The 21,504-nt window shown below is 70.8% G+C and carries 23 protein-coding genes and 3 pseudogenes; 12 read left to right on the top strand and 14 right to left on the bottom strand.

What is annotated here, in order from left to right; genetic code table 11:
* Positions 1-18: 18 nt before the first annotated feature.
* From ACWDD7_RS32600 to ACWDD7_RS32585, 4 genes and pseudogenes are all read right to left on the bottom strand, one after another.
* Positions 19-945 carry a dihydrodipicolinate synthase family protein gene (locus tag ACWDD7_RS32600; RefSeq protein WP_351879227.1) on the bottom strand — a complete coding sequence of 309 codons (927 nt, stop codon included), beginning with the start codon at positions 943-945 and terminating at the stop codon, positions 19-21.
* Positions 942-1,360 (bottom strand): annotated as a pseudogene (locus ACWDD7_RS32595) (oligopeptide/dipeptide ABC transporter ATP-binding protein); the annotation flags it as partial. The pseudogene ACWDD7_RS32595 and the gene ACWDD7_RS32600, both read right to left, overlap by 4 nt.
* The gene (locus ACWDD7_RS32590) at positions 1,285-1,500 is read right to left on the bottom strand and encodes a hypothetical protein (RefSeq protein ID WP_450460035.1); all 216 of its coding nucleotides are present in this window, start codon (positions 1,498-1,500) and stop codon (positions 1,285-1,287) included. The pseudogene ACWDD7_RS32595 and the gene ACWDD7_RS32590, both read right to left, overlap by 76 nt.
* A pseudogene (locus ACWDD7_RS32585) lies at positions 1,500-2,200 on the bottom strand (ABC transporter permease); the annotation flags it as partial. The gene ACWDD7_RS32590 and the pseudogene ACWDD7_RS32585, both read right to left, overlap by 1 nt.
* Positions 2,201-2,473: 273 nt before the next feature.
* Between ACWDD7_RS32585 and ACWDD7_RS32580 the strand changes: the two are divergent.
* Together ACWDD7_RS32580 and ACWDD7_RS32575 are read left to right on the top strand one after the other, a co-directional pair.
* A complete protein-coding gene (locus ACWDD7_RS32580; RefSeq protein ID WP_351879224.1) occupies positions 2,474-2,854 on the top strand; it encodes a type II toxin-antitoxin system RelE/ParE family toxin in 381 nt (126 codons plus the stop codon).
* Complete coding sequence (locus ACWDD7_RS32575; RefSeq protein ID WP_351879221.1) at positions 2,851-3,174, top strand: helix-turn-helix domain-containing protein; 324 nt, start codon at positions 2,851-2,853, stop codon at positions 3,172-3,174. Before ACWDD7_RS32580 ends, ACWDD7_RS32575 begins: the two co-directional genes overlap by 4 nt.
* A 103-nt stretch (positions 3,175-3,277) precedes the next feature.
* Here the strand turns inward: ACWDD7_RS32575 and ACWDD7_RS32570 are convergent.
* The 3 genes and pseudogenes from ACWDD7_RS32570 to ACWDD7_RS32560 form a co-directional block, all read right to left on the bottom strand.
* Positions 3,278-4,039 (bottom strand): annotated as a pseudogene (locus ACWDD7_RS32570) (FAD-dependent oxidoreductase); the annotation flags it as partial.
* Between the two features lie 55 nt (positions 4,040-4,094).
* Complete coding sequence (locus ACWDD7_RS32565) at positions 4,095-4,340, bottom strand: DUF397 domain-containing protein (RefSeq protein ID WP_450460034.1); 246 nt, start codon at positions 4,338-4,340, stop codon at positions 4,095-4,097.
* A complete protein-coding gene (locus ACWDD7_RS32560) occupies positions 4,322-5,155 on the bottom strand; it encodes a helix-turn-helix domain-containing protein (RefSeq protein ID WP_450460033.1) in 834 nt (277 codons plus the stop codon). The genes ACWDD7_RS32565 and ACWDD7_RS32560 overlap by 19 nt, the downstream gene beginning before the upstream one ends.
* Positions 5,156-5,275: 120 nt before the next feature.
* Here ACWDD7_RS32560 and ACWDD7_RS32555 point away from each other — a divergent pair, with 120 nt between their 5' ends.
* The 4 genes from ACWDD7_RS32555 (at position 5,276) to ACWDD7_RS32540 (ending at position 7,421) form a co-directional block, all read left to right on the top strand.
* On the top strand, positions 5,276-5,494 hold the full coding sequence (locus tag ACWDD7_RS32555) for a hypothetical protein (RefSeq protein ID WP_392212595.1): 219 nt from the start codon (positions 5,276-5,278) through the stop codon (positions 5,492-5,494).
* A gap of 26 nt (positions 5,495-5,520) precedes the next feature.
* Positions 5,521-5,709 (top strand): hypothetical protein, encoded by a 189-nt coding sequence (locus tag ACWDD7_RS32550; RefSeq protein WP_351879248.1) that lies wholly within the window; start codon positions 5,521-5,523, stop codon positions 5,707-5,709.
* A gap of 77 nt (positions 5,710-5,786) precedes the next feature.
* Positions 5,787-6,536: a DNA repair protein RecO gene (gene recO, locus ACWDD7_RS32545; RefSeq protein ID WP_450460032.1), complete on the top strand. Its 750-nt coding sequence runs from the start codon at positions 5,787-5,789 to the stop codon at positions 6,534-6,536.
* Positions 6,537-6,584: 48 nt separating this feature from the next.
* Complete coding sequence (locus ACWDD7_RS32540) at positions 6,585-7,421, top strand: isoprenyl transferase (protein ID WP_450460031.1); 837 nt, start codon at positions 6,585-6,587, stop codon at positions 7,419-7,421.
* Positions 7,422-7,436: 15 nt separating this feature from the next.
* Here the strand turns inward: ACWDD7_RS32540 and ACWDD7_RS32535 are convergent, their stop codons facing one another.
* The 4 genes from ACWDD7_RS32535 to ACWDD7_RS32520 form a co-directional block, all read right to left on the bottom strand.
* Positions 7,437-7,847 carry a Fur family transcriptional regulator gene (locus ACWDD7_RS32535; protein WP_351874601.1) on the bottom strand — a complete coding sequence of 137 codons (411 nt, stop codon included), beginning with the start codon at positions 7,845-7,847 and terminating at the stop codon, positions 7,437-7,439.
* 61 nt (positions 7,848-7,908) lie between these two features.
* Positions 7,909-8,811: a metal ABC transporter permease gene (locus tag ACWDD7_RS32530; RefSeq protein WP_351874604.1), complete on the bottom strand. Its 903-nt coding sequence runs from the start codon at positions 8,809-8,811 to the stop codon at positions 7,909-7,911.
* Positions 8,811-9,587: a metal ABC transporter ATP-binding protein gene (locus ACWDD7_RS32525; RefSeq protein WP_450460030.1), complete on the bottom strand. Its 777-nt coding sequence runs from the start codon at positions 9,585-9,587 to the stop codon at positions 8,811-8,813. The genes ACWDD7_RS32530 and ACWDD7_RS32525 overlap by 1 nt, the downstream gene beginning before the upstream one ends.
* Before the next feature lie 11 nt (positions 9,588-9,598).
* A complete protein-coding gene (locus ACWDD7_RS32520) occupies positions 9,599-10,558 on the bottom strand; it encodes a metal ABC transporter substrate-binding protein (RefSeq protein WP_450460029.1) in 960 nt (319 codons plus the stop codon).
* Positions 10,559-10,719: 161 nt separating this feature from the next.
* Between ACWDD7_RS32520 and ACWDD7_RS32515 the strand changes: the two genes are divergently transcribed.
* From ACWDD7_RS32515 to ACWDD7_RS32505, 3 genes are all read left to right on the top strand, one after another.
* Entirely contained in the window at positions 10,720-12,102 is a 1,383-nt protein-coding gene (locus ACWDD7_RS32515; RefSeq protein WP_351874612.1) for a glycine--tRNA ligase, read from the top strand.
* A gap of 196 nt (positions 12,103-12,298) precedes the next feature.
* Complete coding sequence (locus ACWDD7_RS32510) at positions 12,299-13,315, top strand: aldo/keto reductase (protein WP_392212600.1); 1,017 nt, start codon at positions 12,299-12,301, stop codon at positions 13,313-13,315.
* A gap of 25 nt (positions 13,316-13,340) precedes the next feature.
* Positions 13,341-13,928: a TetR family transcriptional regulator gene (locus tag ACWDD7_RS32505; RefSeq protein ID WP_450460028.1), complete on the top strand. Its 588-nt coding sequence runs from the start codon at positions 13,341-13,343 to the stop codon at positions 13,926-13,928.
* A 12-nt stretch (positions 13,929-13,940) separates the two neighbouring features.
* On the opposite strand, the gene ACWDD7_RS32500 is transcribed toward ACWDD7_RS32505, so the two are convergent.
* Together ACWDD7_RS32500 and ACWDD7_RS32495 are read right to left on the bottom strand one after the other, a co-directional pair.
* Positions 13,941-14,429, bottom strand: coding sequence for a hypothetical protein (locus tag ACWDD7_RS32500; RefSeq protein ID WP_450460027.1), 489 nt, complete (start codon positions 14,427-14,429; stop codon positions 13,941-13,943).
* Positions 14,430-14,742: 313 nt separating this feature from the next.
* Positions 14,743-16,170: an MFS transporter gene (locus ACWDD7_RS32495; RefSeq protein WP_450460026.1), complete on the bottom strand. Its 1,428-nt coding sequence runs from the start codon at positions 16,168-16,170 to the stop codon at positions 14,743-14,745.
* A 110-nt stretch (positions 16,171-16,280) separates the two neighbouring features.
* Here ACWDD7_RS32495 and ACWDD7_RS32490 point away from each other — a divergent pair, with 110 nt between their 5' ends.
* Both ACWDD7_RS32490 and ACWDD7_RS32485 read left to right on the top strand, forming a co-directional pair.
* Positions 16,281-17,153, top strand: a complete 873-nt coding sequence (locus tag ACWDD7_RS32490) for a helix-turn-helix transcriptional regulator (protein ID WP_450460043.1) — start codon at positions 16,281-16,283, stop codon at positions 17,151-17,153.
* A 135-nt stretch (positions 17,154-17,288) separates the two neighbouring features.
* Positions 17,289-18,659, top strand: a complete 1,371-nt coding sequence (locus ACWDD7_RS32485; protein ID WP_450460025.1) for a S53 family peptidase — start codon at positions 17,289-17,291, stop codon at positions 18,657-18,659.
* A gap of 70 nt (positions 18,660-18,729) precedes the next feature.
* On the opposite strand, the gene ACWDD7_RS32480 is transcribed toward ACWDD7_RS32485, so the two are convergent.
* On the bottom strand, positions 18,730-20,181 hold the full coding sequence (locus tag ACWDD7_RS32480; protein WP_450460024.1) for an MFS transporter: 1,452 nt from the start codon (positions 20,179-20,181) through the stop codon (positions 18,730-18,732).
* Between the two features lie 183 nt (positions 20,182-20,364).
* On the opposite strand from ACWDD7_RS32480, the gene dusB reads away from it, so the two are divergent.
* Positions 20,365-21,495, top strand: coding sequence for a tRNA dihydrouridine synthase DusB (gene dusB, locus ACWDD7_RS32475; RefSeq protein WP_450460023.1), 1,131 nt, complete (start codon positions 20,365-20,367; stop codon positions 21,493-21,495).
* The last annotated feature ends 9 nt before the right edge of the window (positions 21,496-21,504 follow it).

Genomic DNA, 21,504 nt, shown 5'->3' with positions numbered 1-21,504 from the left:
AACCCGCGCGGCGGGCCGCTACAACAGCCCCGCCGACGCGAGGAACTTGGCGACCTTCTCCGTCTCCTCGCCGGACAGCGGCATCTGCGGCTCGGCCGTGACCGGGCAGTCGATCACGCCCCGCAGGTGCAGGGCCGCCTTGAAGGCGCCGAGAGCCGAGGAACTGCCGCCCATCCGCGCCGGATCGCCCACCCGGGTCAGCCCGAACAGCGCGCACAGCCTGTCCTGTTCGGCCCGCGCCCCCGTCCAGTCGCCCGCCCGGCACTGCCGGTAGAGCCGCACGTACCCGTGCGGATCGACATTGGCGAGCCCCGGCACCGCCCCGTCCGCGCCCAGCGCCAGCGCGGCGTCGGCGATCAGCTCGGAGCCGGTCAGCACGGCGAAGCCGGGATGGGCGCGGGCCCCGGTGACGATCTCCCGGAAGGCCGCCAGATCCCCGCTGGAGTCCTTGACCCCGGCCAGCACCCCGTCCCCGGCGAGCCCCAGCACCAGCTCGGGGGGCAGCTTGGTGTGCACGGCGACCGGGATGTCGTAGGCGATCACCGGCACCGGGCTCGTCGCCGCGATCCTGCGGTAGTGGTGGACGATCTCCGAGGGGTGGGTGCGGGCGTAGAACGGCGCGGTGACCACGACCGCCTCCGCGCCGGCCGCCGTGACCGCCCGTACGTGGTCCAGGACCCTCGGGGTCGTCATGTCGATCACCCCGGCCAGCACCGGCAGTTGCCCGCCCACGTGCCCGGCGACGGCCTCCACCACCCGCCGCCGCTGGGCGTCCGTGAGGAAGGCCGCCTCGGAGGTCGAGCCGAGCACGAACAGCGCGTGCACCCCCGCACCCACCAGGTGGTCCACCAGCCGGAGCAGCGAGGGCACGTCGACCTCGCGCTCGGGCGTCAGGGGCGTGCAGAGGGGCGGGACGACTCCGGTGAGTGGTGCGGGGAAGGTCATTCACGGCTCCTGCGGGCTACGTCGCGGGTCGACAGGTCCTCCTCCACAGGATGGTGACAGCGGTAGCGGTGCGCCGGGTGCGACGCGGCCGAGAAGTCCGGCATCACCTGTGCGCACACGTCGTCCGCCTTCCAGCATCGGGTACGGAAGGGGCAGCCGCTCGGCGGCCGGGTCGCGGACGGCACAGGCCCGGCCAGCGGGATCGGGTCGACGGGTGCAGCAGCACGGGGGAGGCCGAGAAGAGGGCGCGGGTGTACGGGTGCCGGGCCCGGTCGGTCACCCGCCCCGCCGGGGTCTCCTCCACGATCCGGCCCAGGTACATGGTGACCACCCGGTCGCTCATCCGCCGTACCGTCTGGATGTCGTGCGAGACGAACACCAGGGCGAGCCCGAGCCGGTCCTTGAGGTCGAGCAGGGGGGGGCGAGCAGGGCGACGAGGACGACGACGGCCAGGAAGCCGACGGCGAGCTTCGACGGCAGCGGCAGCCGGCGCCGGCCGCGCAGCCGCGGGCCGGGCCGGGACAGGCGTTCGGCGAGGTGGGCGCGGTTCTCCATCAGGCCGCCCGCAGCCGGGGGTTGACCAGCAGATACAGGATGTCGATGACGAGATTGACGGCGACGAACCCGGTGGCCGTGGTGAGGACGACCCCCTGCACCACCGCGGGATCGCCGTTCTGTACGGCGTCGATCATCAGCTTCCCCGTCCCCGGCAGCGAGAAGATCGTCTCGATCGCGGCCGCGCCGCCCAGCAGATAACCGACCCGGAGCCGAGCACGGTCAGCGGGTTGACCGGGGCGTTCCTGAGGACGTTCCGTCCGACGACGATCCGGGGCGGCAGCCCGCCGCCGATCGCCGTGCGCACGTAGTCCTTGTCCAGTTCCTCCACCACCGAGGTCCGTACGATCCGGGTCAGCTGGGCGGGCACCGGCAGGGACAGCGCGACGGCGGGCAGCGCCATGGTCCGCAGCCAGCCGGTGACGGAGTCGGCCGGGTTGATGTAGCCCCCGGTCGGGAACCATCCGCGGTCCACCGCCAGGTACTGGATCATCAGCAACGCCAGCCAGAACCCGGGCGCGGCGACGCCGACCAGCGAGACGACCCGGATCACCTGGTCCGGGAACCGGTCCCGGTGGACGGCTGCGGTCACCCCGCCCGCGAGCGCCAGGACGACCGCGAACGCGAGCCCCAGGAACGTCAGCTGGAGTGTGAGGGGCAGCGCGGTGGCGACCTGGTCGGCGACGGGGGCGCGGGTCACGTCGTTATGTGCGGGTCCTCCGTCAAGGTCGGGGAGGCGCGGGGGAGGTACGACGTTCTACGTCCGGTTCGATCAGCGTGACCATAAAAGGGCCATGTGGGCGGTCAAGGGGGTGCGCGCGAATGGGCTGGGCGCCAGAGGTCGGACCAAAGAAGGAGGGCAGGTCCCGAGAGGGCCGGGCGCGCTCCCGTTCGGGTGAAGACCTCGGGTTCGCCGGTGTCGCGCCATGCCCTCGCAGGTTTAGTGAATGCTAAACTCGCGAAGGGATTGAAGGTGGAAGAGCAGTGGGACGTCTACCTGACCGCCGGGGTGGATCAGTGGCTGCACGACTTGGAGAAGTCCGACCCCGACTCGTACGTGCTGGTGAACCAGGCGATCTGGGTCCTCGTGTGCAACGGACCGGCGGAGGGGCGCCCACTGGTCGACCGGATCAAGGGCTCGTCCTTGCACAATCTCAAGGAGCTGCGGCCCGGCTCGTCCGGGCGGAGCGAAGTGCGGGTCCTGTTCATGTTCGATCCCTGGCGCTCCGCGATCCTCCTGGTGGCGGGGGACAAGTCGGGGAACTGGGTCGCCTGGTACGACGAGGCGATCCCCTTGGCTGAGCGGGCCTACGCGGAATACCTGGCTGATCGGCAGAAGGAGTCGGGGAAGTGAGCGAATACACCAAGTGGTCTGCCAGTGGTCACCGTGAACGGGCGGAAGAGCTGGCCGGGGGGCAGGAGTCGTTTCGCGCGGGAGCGGAACGGCTGCTCGCGGAAGCCCGGGCCTGGCGGCTGGTGGAGATGAGGCAGGAGCGGGGCTTCACCCAGGCGCAGGTCGCCGAGCGCATGGGGGTGAGCAAGGGGCGTGTCTCGCAGATCGAGAGTGGGCAGGTGTCCGGGACGGACGTCGTCGCCCGCTACGTCGAGGCGCTGGGCGGAAACCTGGTGATGGTCGCGGTGTTCGCGGACGGGGAGTTGCGCAAGGTCGGCTGAGTGCGGACGCCGATTCGAGAGACGGTCTCCGAAGCCTCCTCTGCTTTCTCGCCCGCCTGTTCGGCGAGGGGTCCGGCCTCATTCGGCTGCCCGGCCAAAGGCGTTACGCGGTGGTCAGGCGCGTGCTGAAGAAGGCCAGGGTCTGTTGCAGGCCGGTCTTGGAGAACATGTCGGTCAGGCCGGCGGCTGATTCGGTGGCGGAGGTGGTGCTGCGGGGGAAGAGGGCGGATTCGTAGGCGGTCAGCGCTGCCTCGGGGTCGGTGGGGTGGGCGGCGAGGGATTCGGCGAGTTCGGCGCCGTCGAGCATGGCCAGGTTGGCGCCCTCGCCGGCGAAGGGGGACATCAGGTGGGCGGCGTCGCCGAGCAGGGTCACGCCCGGGGTCCGGTTCCAGCGGTGGGTGAGGGGCAGGGTGTGGATGCGGCGGGGGGTGAGCGGCCCGTCGGCGTCCGCGACCAGGTTCCGCAAGGACTCGTCCCAGCCCGGGAAGCGCGCCAGCACCGCCTCCTTCGCGGCCGCCGTGTCGGTGAAGTCGATCGTGTCCAGCCAGCCCTCGTCCGCCTTGACCGCCGTGTAGACGTGCAGGCTGCCGTCGGTCTCCCGGTGCGCGAGGAAGCCGTTCTCGTCGCCGAGGCTGATGAAGAAACCACCGCCGATGAGGGCCGCGCTGCGCGGATGACGGGTGTCGGCGTCAGGCAGGTCGGTCTCCACGAAGGAGATACCGGTGTAGGCGGGCCGGGCCGACGAAAGCAGCGGCCGGATGCGTGACCACGCGCCGTCCGCGCCGATCAGGAGGTCGGTGGTGACGGTGGAACCGTCGGCGAAGGCCACCTCGTGCCGGCCGTCGCCCAGCGCCCGCGCCCCCCGGGTCGGCGCGGGTTCGCGGGACGCTCCCGGCGGCTGGCCGGCTCTCTTCTCGCTGTCATCCCGCGATCGTAACGAACGCGTTCGGGACGCCGTTCTGGAAGCGGGTGCCCCCCACGGCGCCGACGAACTGCGACCACGCGGCCGAGCCGATCACCAGTACCGGCCCGGCGGTCACCTTGCTGTCGCGGACGGGGACGACGCCGGGGAATCCGTCGGCGACCTCGATGCAGGCCTCCCCGCCGCTGCCACCGCTGTAGCTGCTCTTGCGCCAACGTGCTTTGGTCAGGTCGTGCTCGCGCATCGTCTGTAGTCCTCCGCCACCGACTCGATCAGGGCCAGGGACGCCTCCGGCGACAGCGCGGCGGCCCTGATGTGATCGTAGGACGCTCGAACGCGCTTCACCACCAGCGGCTCGTCCACCAGATTCCCCGAACGCACCGCTTCTGTATAGACGGTTGGTGGGGCGTCCTCGAACTCCATCAGCCACATCATCTTGCCCATCTCCGGGTGTGCGCCCGCCGCAAAGGGCAGTACCTGAAGCAGCGCCTTGTGTTCCTGCGTCAGTGCCGCGATGTGGTCGAGTTGGTGCGCCATGACCGCCGGGCCGCCCACGGGGATGCGCAGGACTGTCTCGTGCAGGACTGCCCAATACACGGGCCTTGTAGCGTCCTTGAGGAGCCGCGCTCGGTCCGTACGCCCCTTGACCAGTTCCTCGATGTACTCCTCGTTGGCGAACGGATTGCTCGCCCAGAACACCGCCTGAGCGTACTCCCGCGTCTGGAGGAGCCCCGGAACCACCGCCGGTGCGTACTCGCAGATCTCCGTCGCCAGCCGTTCGAGCTCAGCCGCGTGCGCGAAGTACTCCGTGTACCGCTGATCCTTGATGAGCTTCTTCCATAGCCGTTCGAAAAAGCCATCGGTTTGTAGGACGGTGTCGAGCCGCTGCGCCACATCCAACTGCGGCTTTCGGATCGCCTGCTCGAACTGGCCGATATAGCCGCCGGAAACGAAGACGAGGGTGCCCAGCTCGGACTGGGTGAGCGCCGCGTTCTCGCGGCGTCGTTTCAGTTCGGCGCCGAAGAACTCCCACGCTGCCTGACGTGAACCGTTGGCCATGGCCAACCCCTTTGATCTGCCTCGTTGTTGTAGTACCCAGGGTGCTGCCGAGTGTAGAGACGGAGGGTCATCATGGGAGTGCGAAGCGTGAAACCGGGAAAGAAGAAAAGGGAATCGGCGATGGCCAAGAAGCACTCCGCGCTGTGTGTCGAGGAGGCGGACGACGTGGTGGAGAAATTGCGCGAGGCGCTGGGAAAGTCGGGGATCGTGCTGCCCTCGCTGCGGATCGATCTGGCGAGTATCGCCCGGGAGAATCCCTGCCCCCACGTGGAATTGGGCGGGTGTTCCGTGGAGGTCGCGCGCAAGCTCGCCGTGGTGCTCGCCGGAGCGGTGCGGTGACGCTGCTGCCGGTCGGGAGTCATGCCGTGGACACGGAATCCGGGCGGATCGGGACCGTGATGGCGTACGAGGAGACGGTCGTGTGGATGAGGCCGTACGGGGGCGGGCGGGAATGGGAGGCCGACCCCGTGGCCGTGCGGGAGGCCACGCCCGCCGAGCGGATCCGGGCGGAGACGGCGTACGCCAACGCCCGTAGCCGGGGCGAGGTCCTCTAGCCGCGCCGACGGCGGAGCGGGCGCCGGGGCCGTGCACCGGCACGGCCCCGGCCGGCCCATGGGGGAGAATGGGGGGCATGAGTCTGTTCCGCGACGACGGCATCGTGCTGCGCACCCAGAAGCTGGGCGAGGCGGACCGGATCATCACCCTGCTCACCCGGGGGCACGGCCGGGTGCGGGCCGTGGCGCGGGGCGTGCGGCGGACCAAGTCGAAGTTCGGGGCCCGGCTGGAACCCTTCTCCCATGTGGACGTGCAGTTCTTCGCGCGCGGGAGCGAACTGGTCGGGCGCGGGCTGCCGCTGTGCACACAGAGTGAGACGATCGCGCCGTACGGTGGCGGCATCGTGACCGACTACGCGCGCTACACCGCCGGCACGGCCATGCTGGAGACCGCGGAGCGGTTCACCGACCACGAGGGGGAGCCGGCCGTTCAGCAGTACCTGCTGCTGGTCGGCGGCCTGCGCACGCTGGCGCGGGGGGAGCACGCCCCGCACCTCGTGCTGGACGCGTTCCTGCTGCGCTCGCTCGCGGTCAACGGGTACGCGCCCAGCTTCGGTGACTGCGCGAAGTGCGGGATGCCCGGTCCCAACCGGTTCTTCTCCGTCGCCTCCGGCGGCTCCGTGTGCGTCGACTGCCGGGTGCCCGGCAGCGTCGTACCCTCCCCGCAGACCCTGGTACTGCTGGGCGCGCTGCTTACGGGAGACTGGGAGACGGCGGACGCCTGCGAGGCGCGGTACGTCCGGGAGGGCAGTGGGCTGGTCTCCGCCTATCTGCACTGGCATCTGGAACGCGGGCTGCGGTCGCTGCGGTACGTGGAAAAGTCCTAGACGGACCTGGGATAGTCGACCTAGAGAGTCGTAGAGGGAGTCGAGCACATGGTGGTACGCGGGATCCTGGGGCGCCAGCGGCGCGAGTACACGGCGCCGGAGCGGCACCCCTCCGGGGCCCGGCCGCCGAAGCTCCCCGGTGAGCTGGTCCCGAACCACGTGGCGATCGTCATGGACGGCAACGGGCGGTGGGCCAAGGAGCGGGGGCTGCCGCGGACCGAGGGGCACAAGGTCGGCGCCGAGCAGGTGCTCGACGTGCTCCAGGGGGCGATCGAGATGGGTGTGCGCAACATCTCGCTGTACGCCTTCTCCACCGAGAACTGGAAGCGGTCGCCCGACGAGGTGCGCTTCCTCATGAACTTCAACCGCGACTTCATCCGCAAGAGCCGGGACCAGCTGGACGCGCTGGGCGTGCGGGTGCGCTGGGCCGGGCGGATGCCCAGGCTGTGGAAGTCGGTCGCCAAGGAACTCCAGGTCGCGCAGGAGCAGACCAAGGACAACGACCTGCTCACGCTGTACTTCTGCATGAACTACGGCGGCCGGGCCGAACTCGCCGACGCCGCCAAGGCGTTGGCGGAGGATGTGCGGGCCGGCCGGCTGGACCCGGCGAAGGTGTCCGAGAAGACGATCCAGAAGTACCTGTACTACCCGGACATGCCGGACGTCGACATGTTCCTGCGGCCCAGCGGGGAGCAGCGGACGTCCAACTACCTTATCTGGCAGAGCGCTTACGCCGAGCTGGTCTTCCAGGACGTGCTGTGGCCGGACTTCGACCGGCGGGACCTGTGGCGGGCGTGCGTCGAATTCGCCTCCCGCGACCGCCGCTTCGGCGGCGCGATCCCGAACGAGGAACTGCTGGCGATGGAGGGCGACGGCTCGTCCTGAGCCGTGGCCCGGCGATCAGCCGCCCGCGCAGTCCGAACACGTACCGAAGATCTCCACGGTGTGCGCCACGTTGACGTAACCGTGCTCCGCCGCGATCGCCTCCGCCCACTTCTCCACCGCCGGGCCCTCCACCTCGACCGCCTTGCCGCAGGTACGGCAGACGAGGTGGTGGTGGTGCTCGCCGGTGGAGCAGCGGCGGTAGACGGACTCGCCGTCGGACGTGCGCAGGACGTCGACCTCGCCGGCGTCGGCGAGGGACTGGAGCGTGCGGTAGACGGTGGTGAGGCCGACGGAGTCGCCCTTGTGCTTGAGCATGTCGTGGAGCTCCTGCGCGCTGCGGAACTCGTCGACCTCGTCCAGTGCCGCCGCCACTGCTGCCCGTTGCCGGGTCGCGCGGCCCTTCACGGGCGGTCCAGCGGTCGTCACTGTTGCCTCCTCACGTCTCACCCCTGACCCGGGCCATTGTGCCAGCCCGGTCTGCCCGAGGTCAGGCGTTGATCTCCTCTTCCGTGCCGCGCGCGGCGGGAATCACGCATTCCGCCGGGTCCCCGCCGGGCCCCGCCGCCGTCGCCGCGCGGGCGCGTCGGCGGGCCAGCGGAGCGGCCAGCACGGTCAGCGCGGCGAACGCGGCGATGGTGAGCAGGACGATCGTCGCGCCGGGCGGAACGTCCTGGTAGAACGACGTGATCGTGCCGCTCACCGTCACGGTCACCCCGATCGCCACCGCGATCGCGAACGTCGCGGCGAAGCTGCGGGTGAGTTGCTGCGCCGCCGCCACCGGCACCACCATCAGCGCCGAGACCAGCAGCAGCCCGACGACGCGCATCGCGACCGTCACCGTCACCGCCGCCGTGACCGCCGTCAGCAGGTTGAGCGCGCGCACCGGCAGGCCCAGCACCCGCGCGAACTCCTCGTCCTGGTTCACCGCGAACATCTGGCGGCGCAGGACCAGGGTGACCAGCACCACGAACGCGGCCAGCAGGCAGATCGCCAGGACGTCGGACCGCGAGACCGTGGAGAGGGAGCCGAAGAGGTACGTCATCAGGTTGGCGTTGGAGCCCGTCGGCGCGATGTTGATGAACATCACGCCGCCCGCCATGCCGCCGTAGAAGAGCATGGCCAGCGCGATGTCGCCGCGCGTGCGGCCGTACCAGCGGATCAGCTCCATCAGCAGCGCGCCGAGGACGGAGACCGCCGTCGCCATCCAGACCGGGGACGCGGACAGCAGGAAGCCGAGGCCGACGCCGGTCATGGCGACGTGGCCGATGCCGTCGCCCATCAGGGCCTGGCGGCGCTGGACGAGGTAGATGCCGATGGCGGGGGCGGTGATGCCGACCAGGACGGCGGCGAGCAGGGCCCGCTGCATGAAGGCGTAGTTCAGGAAGTCCATCAGCTCAGCAGTCCCGTGCGGATCGGCCCGGGGGCCCCGGGGGCGTGCGGGTGTACGTGGTCGTGGCCGGGCGAGGGAGCATGCCGGCCGACGGTTCTCGGCGGTGGGCCGTCGTGCAGGACGCGGCCGTCGCGCAGGACGACCGTCCGGTCGATCAGCGGCTCCAGGGGGCCCAGTTCGTGCAGCACGAGGAGGACCGTCGTACCCGCCTCCACCTGGGCCTCCAAGGTCCGCGCGAGGACCTCCTGGCTGGCCAGGTCGACGCCGGCCATCGGCTCGTCCATGATCAGCAGCTCGGGCCGGGCGACGAGCGCGCGGGCGATCAGGACGCGCTGGTGCTGTCCGCCGGACAGGGCGGTCACCGCGTCCTTGGCGCGGTCCGCCATGCCGACCTGCTCCAGTGCGTGCCGTACGGCGTCCCGGTCGTCCTTGCGGAAGAGGCCGAAGCGGGTGCGGGCGAGGCGGCCGGAGGAGACGATCTCGGTGACCGTGGCGGGGACGCCGCCCGCGGCCGTGACGCGCTGCGGCACGTAGCCCACGCGGGCCCAGTCGCGAAAGGCGCGCCGGGGCGTGCCGAACAGCTCGATGGTGCCGTCGGTGAGCGGGACCTGGCCGATGAGGGCGCGGATCGCCGTGGACTTGCCGGAGCCGTTGGCGCCCAGCAGGGCGACGACCTCGCCGCGGCGGACCGTGAGGTCGATGCCGCGCAGGACGGGGCGGGCGCCGAGGTCGGCCCGCACCCCGCGCAGGGATATGACAGGTTCGGTGGTTTCCATGGGGTCTCCCGTCACCTGGCGCCCAGCGCCTGCTGGAGGGCCTTGAGGTTGGCGTTCTGGACGGAGAAGTAGTCCGTGCCGCGGGACTTGGCCGTGATGCCCTCAAGCGGGTCGAGGACGTCGGTGCGCAGGTCCGCGTCGTGCGCGATGGTCTTCGCGGTCTTGTCGCTGACGAGCGTCTCGTAGAAGACGGTGGAGACGCGGTCGGCCTTCGCCATCCGCTCCAGGTCCCGCACCCGCGCGGCGCTCGGCTCGGAGTCGGGGTCGAGGCCGTTGACCGCCTCCTCTGTGAGGCCGTAGCGCTCGGCGAGGTAGCCGAAGGCGGCGTGCGTGGTGAGGAAGACCTTGGACCGGGTGTGCGCGAGTCCGGTGCGGAACCGCTGGTCCAGGTCGTTCAGCTGCTTGACCAGGGCCGCGGTGTTCTTCTCGTAGTCGCCCGCGTGCCGGGGGTCCGCCTTTTCGAGGGCCTTGCCGACGCCCTGGGCGACCTGGGCGTAGCGCACGGGGTCGAGCCAGAGGTGCGGGTCCCGGCCCGCGGGCTCCTCGCCGGGCCGGGTGTCGTGCGCGGCCGCGTGCCCGCCGACCTCGTTGCCGTGCGCCTCCAGGGTGGTCAGGGCGGCGGCGTCGATCTTCGTCTTCACCGAGGACTGGGCGACCGCGTCGTCCACGGAGGGCTGGAGGTTCTTGAGGTAGAGGACGGCGTCGGCGTCGTCGATCGCGGCGATCTGCCTGGGGCTGATCTCCAGGTCGTGCGGCTCCTGACCGGGTGTGGTGAGACTGGTGACGTGGACGTGGTCGCCGCCGATCCGCTCGGCGAGGAAGGACATCGGATAGAAGGACGCGATGACGTCGAGCCTGCCGTCGCCGGCCGCCGCCGCGTCGTTCCCGGAGCAGCCGGAGAGGGTGCCGACGCCGAGGGCGGCGACGGCGGTGAGGGCGGCGACGGGTATGAGGCGTCCACGTATGTTCATGACAGTCATTTTCAACAAAAATGGAAACCGTTGTCAACAAGCCCTTCCGGGGGTCCCGAGGCGGGGGCCGATTTGGTCGTGGGGGAGCCTGCGCCGGTAACCTGAAGCATTCGCTGGAAGCATCTCGCTTCAACGCCCGTCGTCGTAATGAAGAGAGCACCGTGGCCGCCGACAAGATCGACACCATCGTCAGCCTGAGCAAGCGCCGTGGCTTCGTTTTCCCGTGCAGTGAGATCTACGGCGGTCAGCGTGCCGCCTGGGACTACGGACCGCTGGGTGTCGAGCTCAAGGAGAACATCAAGCGTCAGTGGTGGCGCTACATGGTGACGTCGCGCGAGGACGTGGTCGGTATCGACTCGTCCGTCATCCTGGCCCCCGAGGTCTGGGTCGCATCCGGCCACGTCGCCACCTTCACGGACCCGCTGACCGAGTGCACCGCGTGTCACAAGCGGTTCCGTGCCGACCACCTCGAAGAGGCCTACGAGGAGAAGAAGGGCCACGCCCCGGCGAACGGCCTGGCCGACATCAACTGCCCGAACTGCGGCAACAAGGGCCAGTTCACCGAGCCCAAGCAGTTCTCCGGTCTGCTGTCGACGCACCTCGGCCCGACGCAGGACTCCGGCTCGGTCGCCTACCTGCGCCCCGAGACCGCCCAGGGCATCTTCACCAACTTCGCCCAGGTGCAGACCACCTCCCGCCGCAAGCCGCCGTTCGGCATCGCCCAGATGGGCAAGTCGTTCCGCAACGAGATCACGCCCGGCAACTTCATCTTCCGCACCCGTGAGTTCGAGCAGATGGAGATGGAGTTCTTCGTCAAGCCGGGCGAGGACGAGGCGTGGCAGGAGTACTGGATGGAGCAGCGCTGGAACTGGTACACGGGCCTCGGCCTGCGTACCGAGAACATGCGCTGGTACGAGCACCCGAAGGAGAAGCTCTCCCACTACTCGAAGCGGACCGCGGACATCGAGTACCGCTTCCAGTTCGGCGGCAGTGAGTGGGGCGAGCTGGAGGGTGTCGCCAACCGTACGGACTACGACCTCGGCGCCCACGCCAAGGCCTCCGGCCAGGACCTCTCCTACTTCGACCAGGAGGCCGGCGAGCGCTGGACGCCGTACGTCATCGAGCCCGCGGCCGGTGTCGGCCGCACCATGCTGGCCTTCCTGCTCGACGCGTACGTCGAGGACGAGGCGCCGAACGCCAAGGGCAAGATGGAGAAGCGCACGGTGCTGCGCCTCGACCACCGTCTCGCCCCGGTGAAGGTGGCCGTGCTGCCGCTGTCCCGCAACCCGGAGCTGTCGCCGAAGGCCAAGGGCCTCGCGCAGGCGCTGCGGCAGAACTGGAACATCGACTTCGACGACGCCGGCGCCATCGGCCGCCGCTACCGTCGCCAGGACGAGATCGGTACGCCGTTCTGCGTGACCGTCGACTTCGACACCCTTGAGGACAACGCGGTCACGGTGCGTGAACGCGACACGATGAAGCAGGAGCGCGTGTCCCTCGACCAGATCGAGGGCTACCTGGCGCAGCGCCTCGTCGGCGCGTAAGCGCTCGTCGCACCGTCACGAAGCCGGGCGGGCCGATCACTTCGGCCCGCCCGGCTTTCGTGTGTCCCGCGTGCGTCAACACCCTTGCGGCGCCTCGGCGTTGTCGTCGAACGTCCGGTCCGCGAGCCGCCACCCGAGTGACAAGTATGGAATGACAGATATTGAAATCTGTCAGCAGCCCTGCCATGCTGCTTCCATGACGACAACCCCGCGTACCCGAAACCTCGGCACCACCGGCCCCCGGGTCTTCGCCCTCGGCCTCGGCTGCATGGGCATGTCCGCGTTGTACGGCGACGCCGACCGCGCCGAGTCCATCGCGACCATCCACGCCGCCCTGGAGGCCGGCGTCACCCTGCTGGACACCGGCGACTTCTACGCCATGGGGCACAACGAGATGCTGATCGGCGAGGCCCTGCGCACCGCGCCCGCGGCCCGGCGCGAACAGGCCCTGGTCAGCGTGAAGTTCGGCGCCCTGCGCGACCCGGCGGGCAACTGGAGCGGCTACGACGGCCGGCCCGCCGCCGTGAAGAACTTCGCCGCCTACTCCCTCCAGCGCCTCGGCGTCGACCACATCGACGTCTACCGCATCGCCCGCCTCGACCCGGACGTCCCGATCGAGGAGACCGTCGGCGCCATCGCCGAACTGATCGAGAAGGGGTACGTCCGCCACGTCGGCCTCAGCGAGGTCGGCGCCGGGACGATCCGCCGGGCCGCCGCCACCGCGCCGGTCTGCGACCTCCAGATCGAGTACTCGCTCATCTCCCGGGGCATCGAGCGGGAGATCCTGCCGACCGTCCGCGAGCTGGGCATCGGCATCACCGCGTACGGCGTCCTGTCCCGGGGCCTGATCTCCGGCCACTTCCCCCGCGACCGGCAGCTCGCCGCCAACGACTTCCGCGCCCACTCGCCCCGCTTCCAGGGCGAGAACCTCCAGCACAACCTGAACCTGGTCGAGGCCCTGCGCGCGATCGCCGAGCGCAAGGGCGCCACCGTGGCGCAGACCGCGATCGCCTGGGTGCTGTCCAGGGGCGAGGACATCGTGCCGCTGATCGGCGCCCGCACCCGGGAGCGCCTGGGCGAGTCGCTCGGCGCCCTTGAGGTGACCCTGGACGCGGCCGACCTGGCGGCGATCGAGGAGGCCGTACCGGCGGACGCGGCGGCCGGCGACCGCTACCCGAGCGCACAGATGGCACATCTCGACAGTGAGCGCTGACCGCGCCGCCGGGTACGGTCTAGGCATGGCACCGACCAGCGAGATCCTGACCGCCGAGCGCATCCTCGAAGCGACCGAGGAGGTGCTGCGCCGTCACGGTCCGGCCAAGGCCACCGTGGTGGACGTGGCCCGCGCGCTCGGGGTCAGCCACGGCAGTGTCTACCGGCACTTCCGTACCAAGGCGGCGCTGCGCGAGGCGGTCACCAAGCGCTGGCTGGACCGGACCTCGGAGCAGCTCGCCGTGATCGCCGCCGCGAGCGACCGGGACCCCGGGACCCGGCTGCGGGACTGGCTCGCCGCGCTGTTCGAGGCCAAGCGGCACAAGGCGGGCGACGACCCGGAGCTGTTCGCCACGTACACCGTGCTGACGGACGAGAACGGCGCGGCCGTCGGCGAGCACATAGCCGAACTGACCGCGCAGCTGACCCGGATCATCGAAGAAGCGGCCGGGTCGGGCACCTTCACGGTGCCCGACCCGGCCGCCGCGGCCCGAGCCGTCTTCCAGGCCACCGGCCGTTTCCACGATCCCTGCTACGCCAGGGAGTGGACCCGGCCCGGCGTCGGCGAGGAGTTCACGGCCGTCGTGGACCTGCTGCTGCGGGGTCTTCGCTGACGTCCGCCGCGGTCAGCCGACCTTCACGGTCAGCGGCGAGGACATGATCTTGCCGTCCTTCGTCGCCACGCGCACCGTCTCGGTGCCCTTGGCGGTGAACGCCCGGCGGATGGTGAAGGTGCCGTTGCGGTTGACGATCGTCGTGGACCGCAGGGTGGTCCACTTGCCGTTCATCCGGTGCTGGAGCACCAGCGTGGCGCCGGACTTCACGCCCTTGACGCGTCCGACGAAGGCCACGGTCTCGCCGTGCCGGACGGTCTTGTGGGCGGTCGAGACCGTGATGGAGCCCCTCGCGGTCGCCGTGCCCGTCGGCATCGGTTTCGTGGCCGCCATGTGCGTGGGCATCGGCTTCATGGTCGGCATGCCGCCGGTCTTGGTCGCCTTCGGGGTGGGGGTGCTCGCCGCGAAGGCTCCGGCCGTACCGCCGGAGAGCAGCGCCACGGTCATCGCACCGGCGCCCAGCGCACGGCCGTAGCGGTGGTGGCGGAGTACGGAGGTCATGGTTTTCTCCTGTCGCTCGATCGTTCGCTCGATCGTTCGCTCGATCGGACGTCTCCCAGGCTGACCCGACTTCGCTCCGTCGGCCACTCGAAACGGTGGGTAACCGGCGGAACGGATCTACGAAGGCGCAGGTCAGAGGCGATTTAGGGCGGCTTCCGACCCCCTGCTCGCGAGCCCTGCCGAAGCGCCGCCGGCCCCCGCGCGCGTCCGCCGAACGGCCGCACCCGGCCACAACGCCCAGTCACCCGCCACAACAACGCCCAGTCACCCGCCACGGCGGCGCCGCTCACCCCACCCGCCACGGCGCCGCCGCTCACCCCACCCGCCGCGGCAGCCGCAGCCCCAGCACCCCCGTCAGCACGATCCCCGCCACCTGCGCGAGCAGCGTCACCACCAGCGCCTCCCGCATCCCCACGTGCGGCACCAGCGCGAGGTAGAGCGTGCCGAGCGTCGCGACCCCGAGCGCGAGCCCCGACTGCTGCGTGGTCACCAGCACCCCGCCGCCGACACCGGCGCGAGCGCTCGGCACCTCGGACAGCACCAGCCGCATCACATTGGGCAGTTGGAGCGCCTGGCCGGCCCCGGCGACCGCCACCCCCGGCAGCAGCGCGACGAGACTCAGATGCGGCCAGTCCCGCCAGACCGCCAGCGCGATCAGCAGCACACCGACGCCCTGCACCACCGACCCGGCCGGCACCACCCGGGTGCCGAACCGCCCGATCAACCGCGGCCCCGCGAGCGAGACGAAGAGGAACACCACCGCCATCGGCGCGAGCGCGAGGCCCGCCGGCACCGGGCCCAGGCGCGCCCCCTGCTGGAGCGCCAGCGCGATCACGAACATGAACCCGCTGAAGCCGACCGTGAACGGCACGATCAGCACCAGCCCGCGCCGCAGCGACGCGAGCGCGAGCAGGCTCGGCGGCACCAGGGGCGTGCGCCCCGCCCGGTCCGCCCGCCGCTCCACCAGCCAGAACGCGCCCGCCGCGAACGGGAACGCAGCCAGTGACAGCCATGTCCACAGCGGCCAGCCCGCCGCCCGGCCCTCGGTGAGCGGCGCGAGCAGCGTCAGCAGGGACACCGCGAGCAGCGCCGTGCCGGGCCCGTCGACGGGCTCCGGGTGCTGGGAACGGGTCTCGGGTACGAGTCGTACGGCGAGGACCAGACCCAGCACCACCACGGGCACGTTGACGAGGAACACCGCCCGCCAGCCGCTCCCCGCGATGTCGGCGGCGACCAGGACCCCGCCGAGTATCTGCCCGGCCACCATGGACAGTCCGGCCGTGGCGCCGTACAGGCTCATCGCCTTGGCGCGGCGCGCGCCCTGGGTGGCGGACTGGATGGTGGCGAGCACCTGCGGCAGCATCGCGGCGGCCGCCGCGCCCTGCGCCACCCGCGCGGCCACCAGGCTCCACGCGCCGGGCGCGAGTCCGCAGGCCAGTGAGGTCAGTCCGAAGGCCGCCATGCCGCCGAGGAAGAGCCGGCGGCGGCCGAACAGGTCCCCGAGCCGCCCGCCGAGCACGAGCAGCACGGCGTAGGCGACGCCGTACCCCGCGACCACCAGCTCCAGCACGGCCTCGCCCGCGTGCAGGTCGGCCCCCATGGTCGGCAGGGCGACATTGACGATGAAGAAGTCGACCAGCGGCAGTGCCGCGGCCAACAGGACGGTGAACAATCCGGACCCGCCGAGCGCGGGCGGCGCGGCCGCCGGGCGGACGGCGTGGACGGTGACGGTCTCACTCATGCCATCGAGCCTGCGGCGCGGCTCAGGCAGGTACCAGAGTGTCCTCATCCTGGTACCAGGACTACCTGGAAACAGGCTGACCGGCACGGCACCCTGGGAGCATGGCCACGATGACGACCACCGCACGGGAAGGGACGAGCCCGGTAGGCGGCGCGGAGATCCGGCGGCACGAACTGGCCGCCTTCCTGCGCAGCCGGCGCGAGCGCATCCGCCCCGAGGAGGTCGGCCTGCCGCGCGGCCCCCGCCGCCGTACGCCCGGACTGCGCCGCGAGGAGGTGGCGCACCTGTCCGCCGTCGGCGTCACCTGGTACACCTGGCTCGAACAGGCCCGCGCCATCCACGTCTCCGTCCAGGTCCTCGACGCCCTCGCGCGCACCCTGCGGCTCGACGCCAGCGAACGCGCCCACCTGTTCCAGCTCGCCGGGGCCAACGACCCGACACCGGCGGCCCGTTGCCCGAGCGTGACGCCCGCGCTGCGCGAGATGCTGGACCGGCTCGGACCGATCCCGGCCTCGGTGCAGAACAGCCGGTACGACATCGTCGCCTACAACCGCACCTACGCCCTCCTCATGGGCGCCGACCTGGACGAGATCCCGCCCGAGGACCGCAACTCCATCCTGCTCGCCTACACCAACCCCCACTGGCGGGCCGCGATCGTGCACCTGGAGGAGAGCCAGCGGCTGATGGCGGCCCGGCTGCGCGCCGCCCTCGCCGGTCATCTCGGCGAGCCCGCCTGGAAGATGCTCCTGCGGCGGCTGGAGGAGTCGCCGGAGTTCCGGGAGAACTGGGAGCGGTACGAGGTGGTCGGCCACCGCTCCAAGACCAAGGAGTTCCTCAACCCCTATGTGGGTCACCTGACGTTGGAGCACACCGATCTGTGGCTGGCCCCCGAACCGGGCGGCCGGATGGTGACGTACACGCCGAAGAACGAGGAGACGCGGGAGCGTCTGGAGCGGCTTCACCGGCTGGCACAAGGGAGTTGATCAGTCCCCCGCGGACTGGTGCGCTTTCGGTAAAACATTCGAGTTCCACAACCCGACAGGGTTGTCCTGTGCATGGCTCCATCGATGGGATGCGTGAGACCACTTCGGTCGACACCAGACCTCTCAGGGGATTTCATGCACATATCCCGTACCGGGCGAGGCGTCGCTGCCGCCACGACCGGCGCTGCCGCCCTCGTCGCCGCGCTGGCGACCGCCGTCCCCGCGGGCGTCACCGCCGCCGCGGCCCCGGCCGCCGTGCCGCACACCTTCGCGGCTCCGGCCATCGCCGGGCACACCCTCGCCCACGACGTGGCCAGCCCGCTCTCCATCGCCCAGTGCCAGGCCAAGTGGCACATCAACTGCTACACCCCGCTGCAGTACCGCACCGCGTACAACCTCGGCTCGCTGTACCGCAAGGGCATCACGGGCAAGGGGCGCACGATCGTCATCGTCGACTCGTTCGGCTCCCCGACGATTCAGCACGACCTCGACGTGTACAGCAAGCAGTTCGGCATGGCGAGCACCAAGGTCTCGGTCGTCAAGTGGGGCAAGGTGCCCCCCTTCGACCCGAAGAACGCCGACATGACGGGCTGGGCCGGCGAGTCCACCCTGGACGTCGAGATGGCCCACGCGGCCGCGCCGGGTGCCAAGATCGTGCTCGTCGAGACGGGAGTCGCCGAGACCGAGGGCGTCACCGGTCTGCCGGAGATGATGAGCGCCGAGAAGTCCCTGATCGACCACGGGGTCGGCGACGTCATCACGCAGAGCTTCGACGCGACCGAGAACACCTTCCCGGGCTTCGAGAAGGGCGACTTCTCCAGCATCCAGAACCTGCGGTACGCGTTCAAGGACGCGGCCCGCAAGGGCGTGACCGTCCTCGGCTCCTCCGGTGACGACGGCCCCACCAACAGCACGCTGGACGGCTCGGGCGACTACCCGGTGCAGGTCAACTCCTGGCCGTCCTCCGACCCGTTGGTCACCTCTGTCGGCGGCACCCAGCTGCACCTGGACGAGCAGGGCCACCGGCTCAGCCCCGACAGCGTCTACAACGACTACGGGGCGGGCGGCGGCGGCGAGTCCCACGTGTTCTCCCGGCCCGCCTTCCAGAACGGCGTCAAGAAGATCGTCGGCAGCCACCGCGGCACCCCGGACATCTCGATGTCCGCCGCCGTCAACGGCGGTGCCTGGGTGTACTCGAGCTACGACCCGACCGCCGTCGGCTGGAACGTCTACGGCGGCACCAGCGAGTCCAGCCCGCTCTTCGCGGGCGTCGTCGCGCTCGCCGACCAGGTCGCCGGGCACCGCCTCGGCAACATCAACGCCGCGCTCTACAGCCTCGCCGAGCACAAGGGCACCGGCGTCGTGGACGTCAACGACGGCACGGACAACAGCTACGGCGGCGTCACCGGCTACAAGGCCGTCGACGGCTACGACATGGCCACCGGTGTCGGTACGCCGGACGCGCCGAGCTTCGTCAAGGCGCTGGCCAAGGCCGCCCGCCGCTGAGGCCCCTCCACCGAGAAGGAGCCGGCCCCGGTGTCGCACCGGGGCCGGCTCCTTCCTCGTGCGTGCCGGGTCAGCCGCGGCCGGCGGCGCCCACCGCCTGCCGGATCTCCGTGGTCTCCAGCCGCTCCGCCGCGCGCTCGGCCGTGCGCCGGGCCCACAGGCCGCTGGTGAGCAGCCCCAGGGTGAGCACGGCGAGACCGCAGACGGTGAGGATCCACCAGCCGGGGCGGGCGGCGGAGACGAAGGCGGTGCGGTACGACGACGCGCCGATGCCGGAGGCGAGGACCGCGCCGATCACCGCGACGCCGAGGGTCTGGCCCAGCTGCCGGCTGGTGGAGGCGACGGCGGCGGCGACACCGGCCTGGGCGCGGGGCATGCCGGAGACGGCCGTGTTGGTGATCGGCGCGTTGACGAAGCCGAAGCCGATGCCGAACAGGACGTACCCGATGAACAGGGTGACGTTCGAGGTCTCCGCCTCGAAGAGCGCGAACATGAGGCCGCTGACCGTCATCGCCGTACCGGCGATCAGCAGCGGCAGGCGGGGGCCCCGGGTGCCGACCAGACGGCCGGACAGGGGTGCGCACAGGAAGGTCGGCGCGGCCATGGGGAGCATCCACAGCCCCGCGTGCAGGGCGTCGAGGCCGCGCACGTTCTGGAGGTAGAGCGTCGACATGAACAGGAAGCCGCCGAGCGAGGCGAAGGCGCTGATCGCGATCACGGTCGCCCCGCTGAACGGAGCGGAGCGGAAGAAGCGCAGGTCGATGAGGGGCTCGTCACGCCGGGGCTCGTACCAGAGCAGGGCGAGCAGGGCGACGGCGGCGATCACGAAGTACGGCGCGACCGAGGCGGGGCCCGCGTCCGGAGCCTGGATGATCCCGTACGTCAGCGCGCCGAACAGGGCGATCACCAGCACCTGGCCCACCGGGTCGGGGCGGCGGCCCCTGGGGGCGCGGGACTCCGGGACGAAGCGCAGGGTGAGCAGCAGGGCGGCCAGGCCGATCGGAAGGTTGACCCAGAAGATCGCGCGCCAGCTCACGGACTGCACGAGCAGGCCGCCCACCAGCGGGCCGAGCGCCATGGATATGCCGACCACCGCGCCCCACACGCCGATCGCGCGGGCGCGTTCGCGGGCGTCGGTGAAGGTGTTGGTGATGATCGACATGGCGACCGGGTTGAGCATCGAGCCACCGACGGCCTGGACCATGCGGAAGACGACGAGCAGGCTCAGGTCGGGCGCGAGCGAGCACAGCACCGAGCCGGCCGTGAACACCATGAGGCCGGCCATGAAGACTCGCTTGCGGCCGATCCGGTCGGCCGTGGAGCCCGCGAGCATCAGCAGCGAGGCCAGGACGAGGGTGTAGGCGTCGATGGTCCACTGAAGACCGGAGGTGGTGGCGTGCAGGTCGCGCTGCATCGAGGGCAACGCCACGTTCAGCACGGTGTTGTCGAGGCTCACGATCAGCAGGCTCATGCAGCAGATCGCCAGCACGAGCAGGCGTCGGCGGTGACTCAGCTCTGGCATGCGCGTCATCGTACGCCGAGTTCGATAGTGTGTCTAACTAATGATTGTTCACGGGCTGCACGGGCTGGAATGTCCACGAGCGGGCGAGGTCGTCCGGCACCTCGGGCGGTGAGGGACAATGGATCCTCGTCCTACGTCGTTCCCGCTGTACGTCCGTCCGCACATCCGTCCCGGAGCCGTCTGATGACCCACCCGCTCTCCATCGGCCCGCACGCCGTGACACCGCCCGTCGTGCTCGCACCCATGGCGGGGATCACGAACGCGCCCTTCCGCACGCTGTGCCGCGAGTTCAGCGGGGGCAAGGGACTGTACGTCAGCGAGATGATCACGACCCGGGCGCTGGTCGAGCGCAACGAGAAGACCATGCAGCTGATCAGGTTCGACGCGAGCGAGACGCCGCGCTCGATCCAGCTGTACGGCGTCGACCCCGCGACCGTCGGCAAGGCCGTCCGGATGATCGCGGAGGAGGACCTCGCCGATCACATCGACCTGAACTTCGGCTGCCCGGTCCCCAAGGTGACCCGGAAGGGCGGCGGCTCGGCGCTGCCGTACAAGCGGAACCTGCTGCGGGCGATCCTGCGCGAGGCGGTGTCCGGGGCGGGGGACCTGCCCGTGACGATGAAGATGCGCAAGGGCATCGACGACGATCACATCACCTATCTCGACGCCGGGCGGATCGCCGTGGAGGAGGGCGTGACGGCGATCGCGCTGCACGGCCGTACGGCGGCGCAGCACTACGGCGGCACGGCCGACTGGTCCGCCATCGCGCGGCTGAAGGAGCACGTGCCGGAGATCCCCGTGCTCGGCAACGGGGACATCTGGTCGGCGCAGGACGCGCTGCGGATGGTCCGCGAGACCGGGTGCGACGGCGTGGTCGTGGGCCGCGGCTGCCTCGGCCGCCCCTGGCTCTTCGCCGACCTGGTGGCCGCCTTCGAGGGCCGCGCCGACTTCCACCGGCCCACGCTGCGGGAGGTCGCCGACGTGATGGTCCGGCACGCCCGGCTCCTCGGCGAGTGGCTCGGCGACGAGTCCAAGGGTGTGATCGACTTCCGCAAGCACGTCGCGTGGTACCTGAAGGGCTTCGCGGTCGGCTCCGAGATGCGCAAGCGCCTCGCCGTCACCTCGTCGTTGGCCGAACTGCGCGCCGGACTCGACGAGCTGGACCTCTCCCAGCCCTGGCCCACCGGCGCCGACGGACCCCGCGGCCGTACCTCCGGCAACAACCGCGTGGTCCTGCCGGACGGCTGGCTGAAGGACCCGTACGACTGCGCGGGCGTCAGCGAGGACGCGGAACTGGACACATCGGGCGGCTGAACCCGCGGG

The organism is Streptomyces sp. NPDC001056, from assembly GCF_053598955.1.
The sequence above is the reverse complement of the archived record's forward strand: the minus strand, read 5'-3'. Positions and strand labels throughout refer to the sequence as shown.

Coding starts and splice junctions, on each gene's coding strand:
- ACWDD7_RS32600 (WP_351879227.1), bottom strand. CDS start 945: ATGACCTTCCCCGCACCACTCACCGGAGTCGTCCCGCCCCTCTGCACG.
- ACWDD7_RS32590 (WP_450460035.1), bottom strand. CDS start 1,500: ATGGAGAACCGCGCCCACCTCGCCGAACGCCTGTCCCGGCCCGGCCCG.
- ACWDD7_RS32565 (WP_450460034.1), bottom strand. CDS start 4,340: ATGCGCGAGCACGACCTGACCAAAGCACGTTGGCGCAAGAGCAGCTAC.
- ACWDD7_RS32560 (WP_450460033.1), bottom strand. CDS start 5,155: ATGGCCAACGGTTCACGTCAGGCAGCGTGGGAGTTCTTCGGCGCCGAA.
- ACWDD7_RS32555 (WP_392212595.1), top strand. CDS start 5,276: ATGGCCAAGAAGCACTCCGCGCTGTGTGTCGAGGAGGCGGACGACGTG.
- recO (WP_450460032.1), top strand. CDS start 5,787: ATGAGTCTGTTCCGCGACGACGGCATCGTGCTGCGCACCCAGAAGCTG.
- ACWDD7_RS32540 (WP_450460031.1), top strand. CDS start 6,585: ATGGTGGTACGCGGGATCCTGGGGCGCCAGCGGCGCGAGTACACGGCG.
- ACWDD7_RS32530 (WP_351874604.1), bottom strand. CDS start 8,811: ATGGACTTCCTGAACTACGCCTTCATGCAGCGGGCCCTGCTCGCCGCC.
- ACWDD7_RS32525 (WP_450460030.1), bottom strand. CDS start 9,587: ATGGAAACCACCGAACCTGTCATATCCCTGCGCGGGGTGCGGGCCGAC.
- ACWDD7_RS32520 (WP_450460029.1), bottom strand. CDS start 10,558: ATGAACATACGTGGACGCCTCATACCCGTCGCCGCCCTCACCGCCGTC.
- ACWDD7_RS32510 (WP_392212600.1), top strand. CDS start 12,299: ATGACGACAACCCCGCGTACCCGAAACCTCGGCACCACCGGCCCCCGG.
- ACWDD7_RS32505 (WP_450460028.1), top strand. CDS start 13,341: ATGGCACCGACCAGCGAGATCCTGACCGCCGAGCGCATCCTCGAAGCG.
- ACWDD7_RS32500 (WP_450460027.1), bottom strand. CDS start 14,429: ATGACCTCCGTACTCCGCCACCACCGCTACGGCCGTGCGCTGGGCGCC.
- ACWDD7_RS32495 (WP_450460026.1), bottom strand. CDS start 16,170: ATGAGTGAGACCGTCACCGTCCACGCCGTCCGCCCGGCGGCCGCGCCG.
- ACWDD7_RS32490 (WP_450460043.1), top strand. CDS start 16,281: ATGACGACCACCGCACGGGAAGGGACGAGCCCGGTAGGCGGCGCGGAG.
- ACWDD7_RS32485 (WP_450460025.1), top strand. CDS start 17,289: ATGCACATATCCCGTACCGGGCGAGGCGTCGCTGCCGCCACGACCGGC.
- ACWDD7_RS32480 (WP_450460024.1), bottom strand. CDS start 20,181: ATGCCAGAGCTGAGTCACCGCCGACGCCTGCTCGTGCTGGCGATCTGC.
- dusB (WP_450460023.1), top strand. CDS start 20,365: ATGACCCACCCGCTCTCCATCGGCCCGCACGCCGTGACACCGCCCGTC.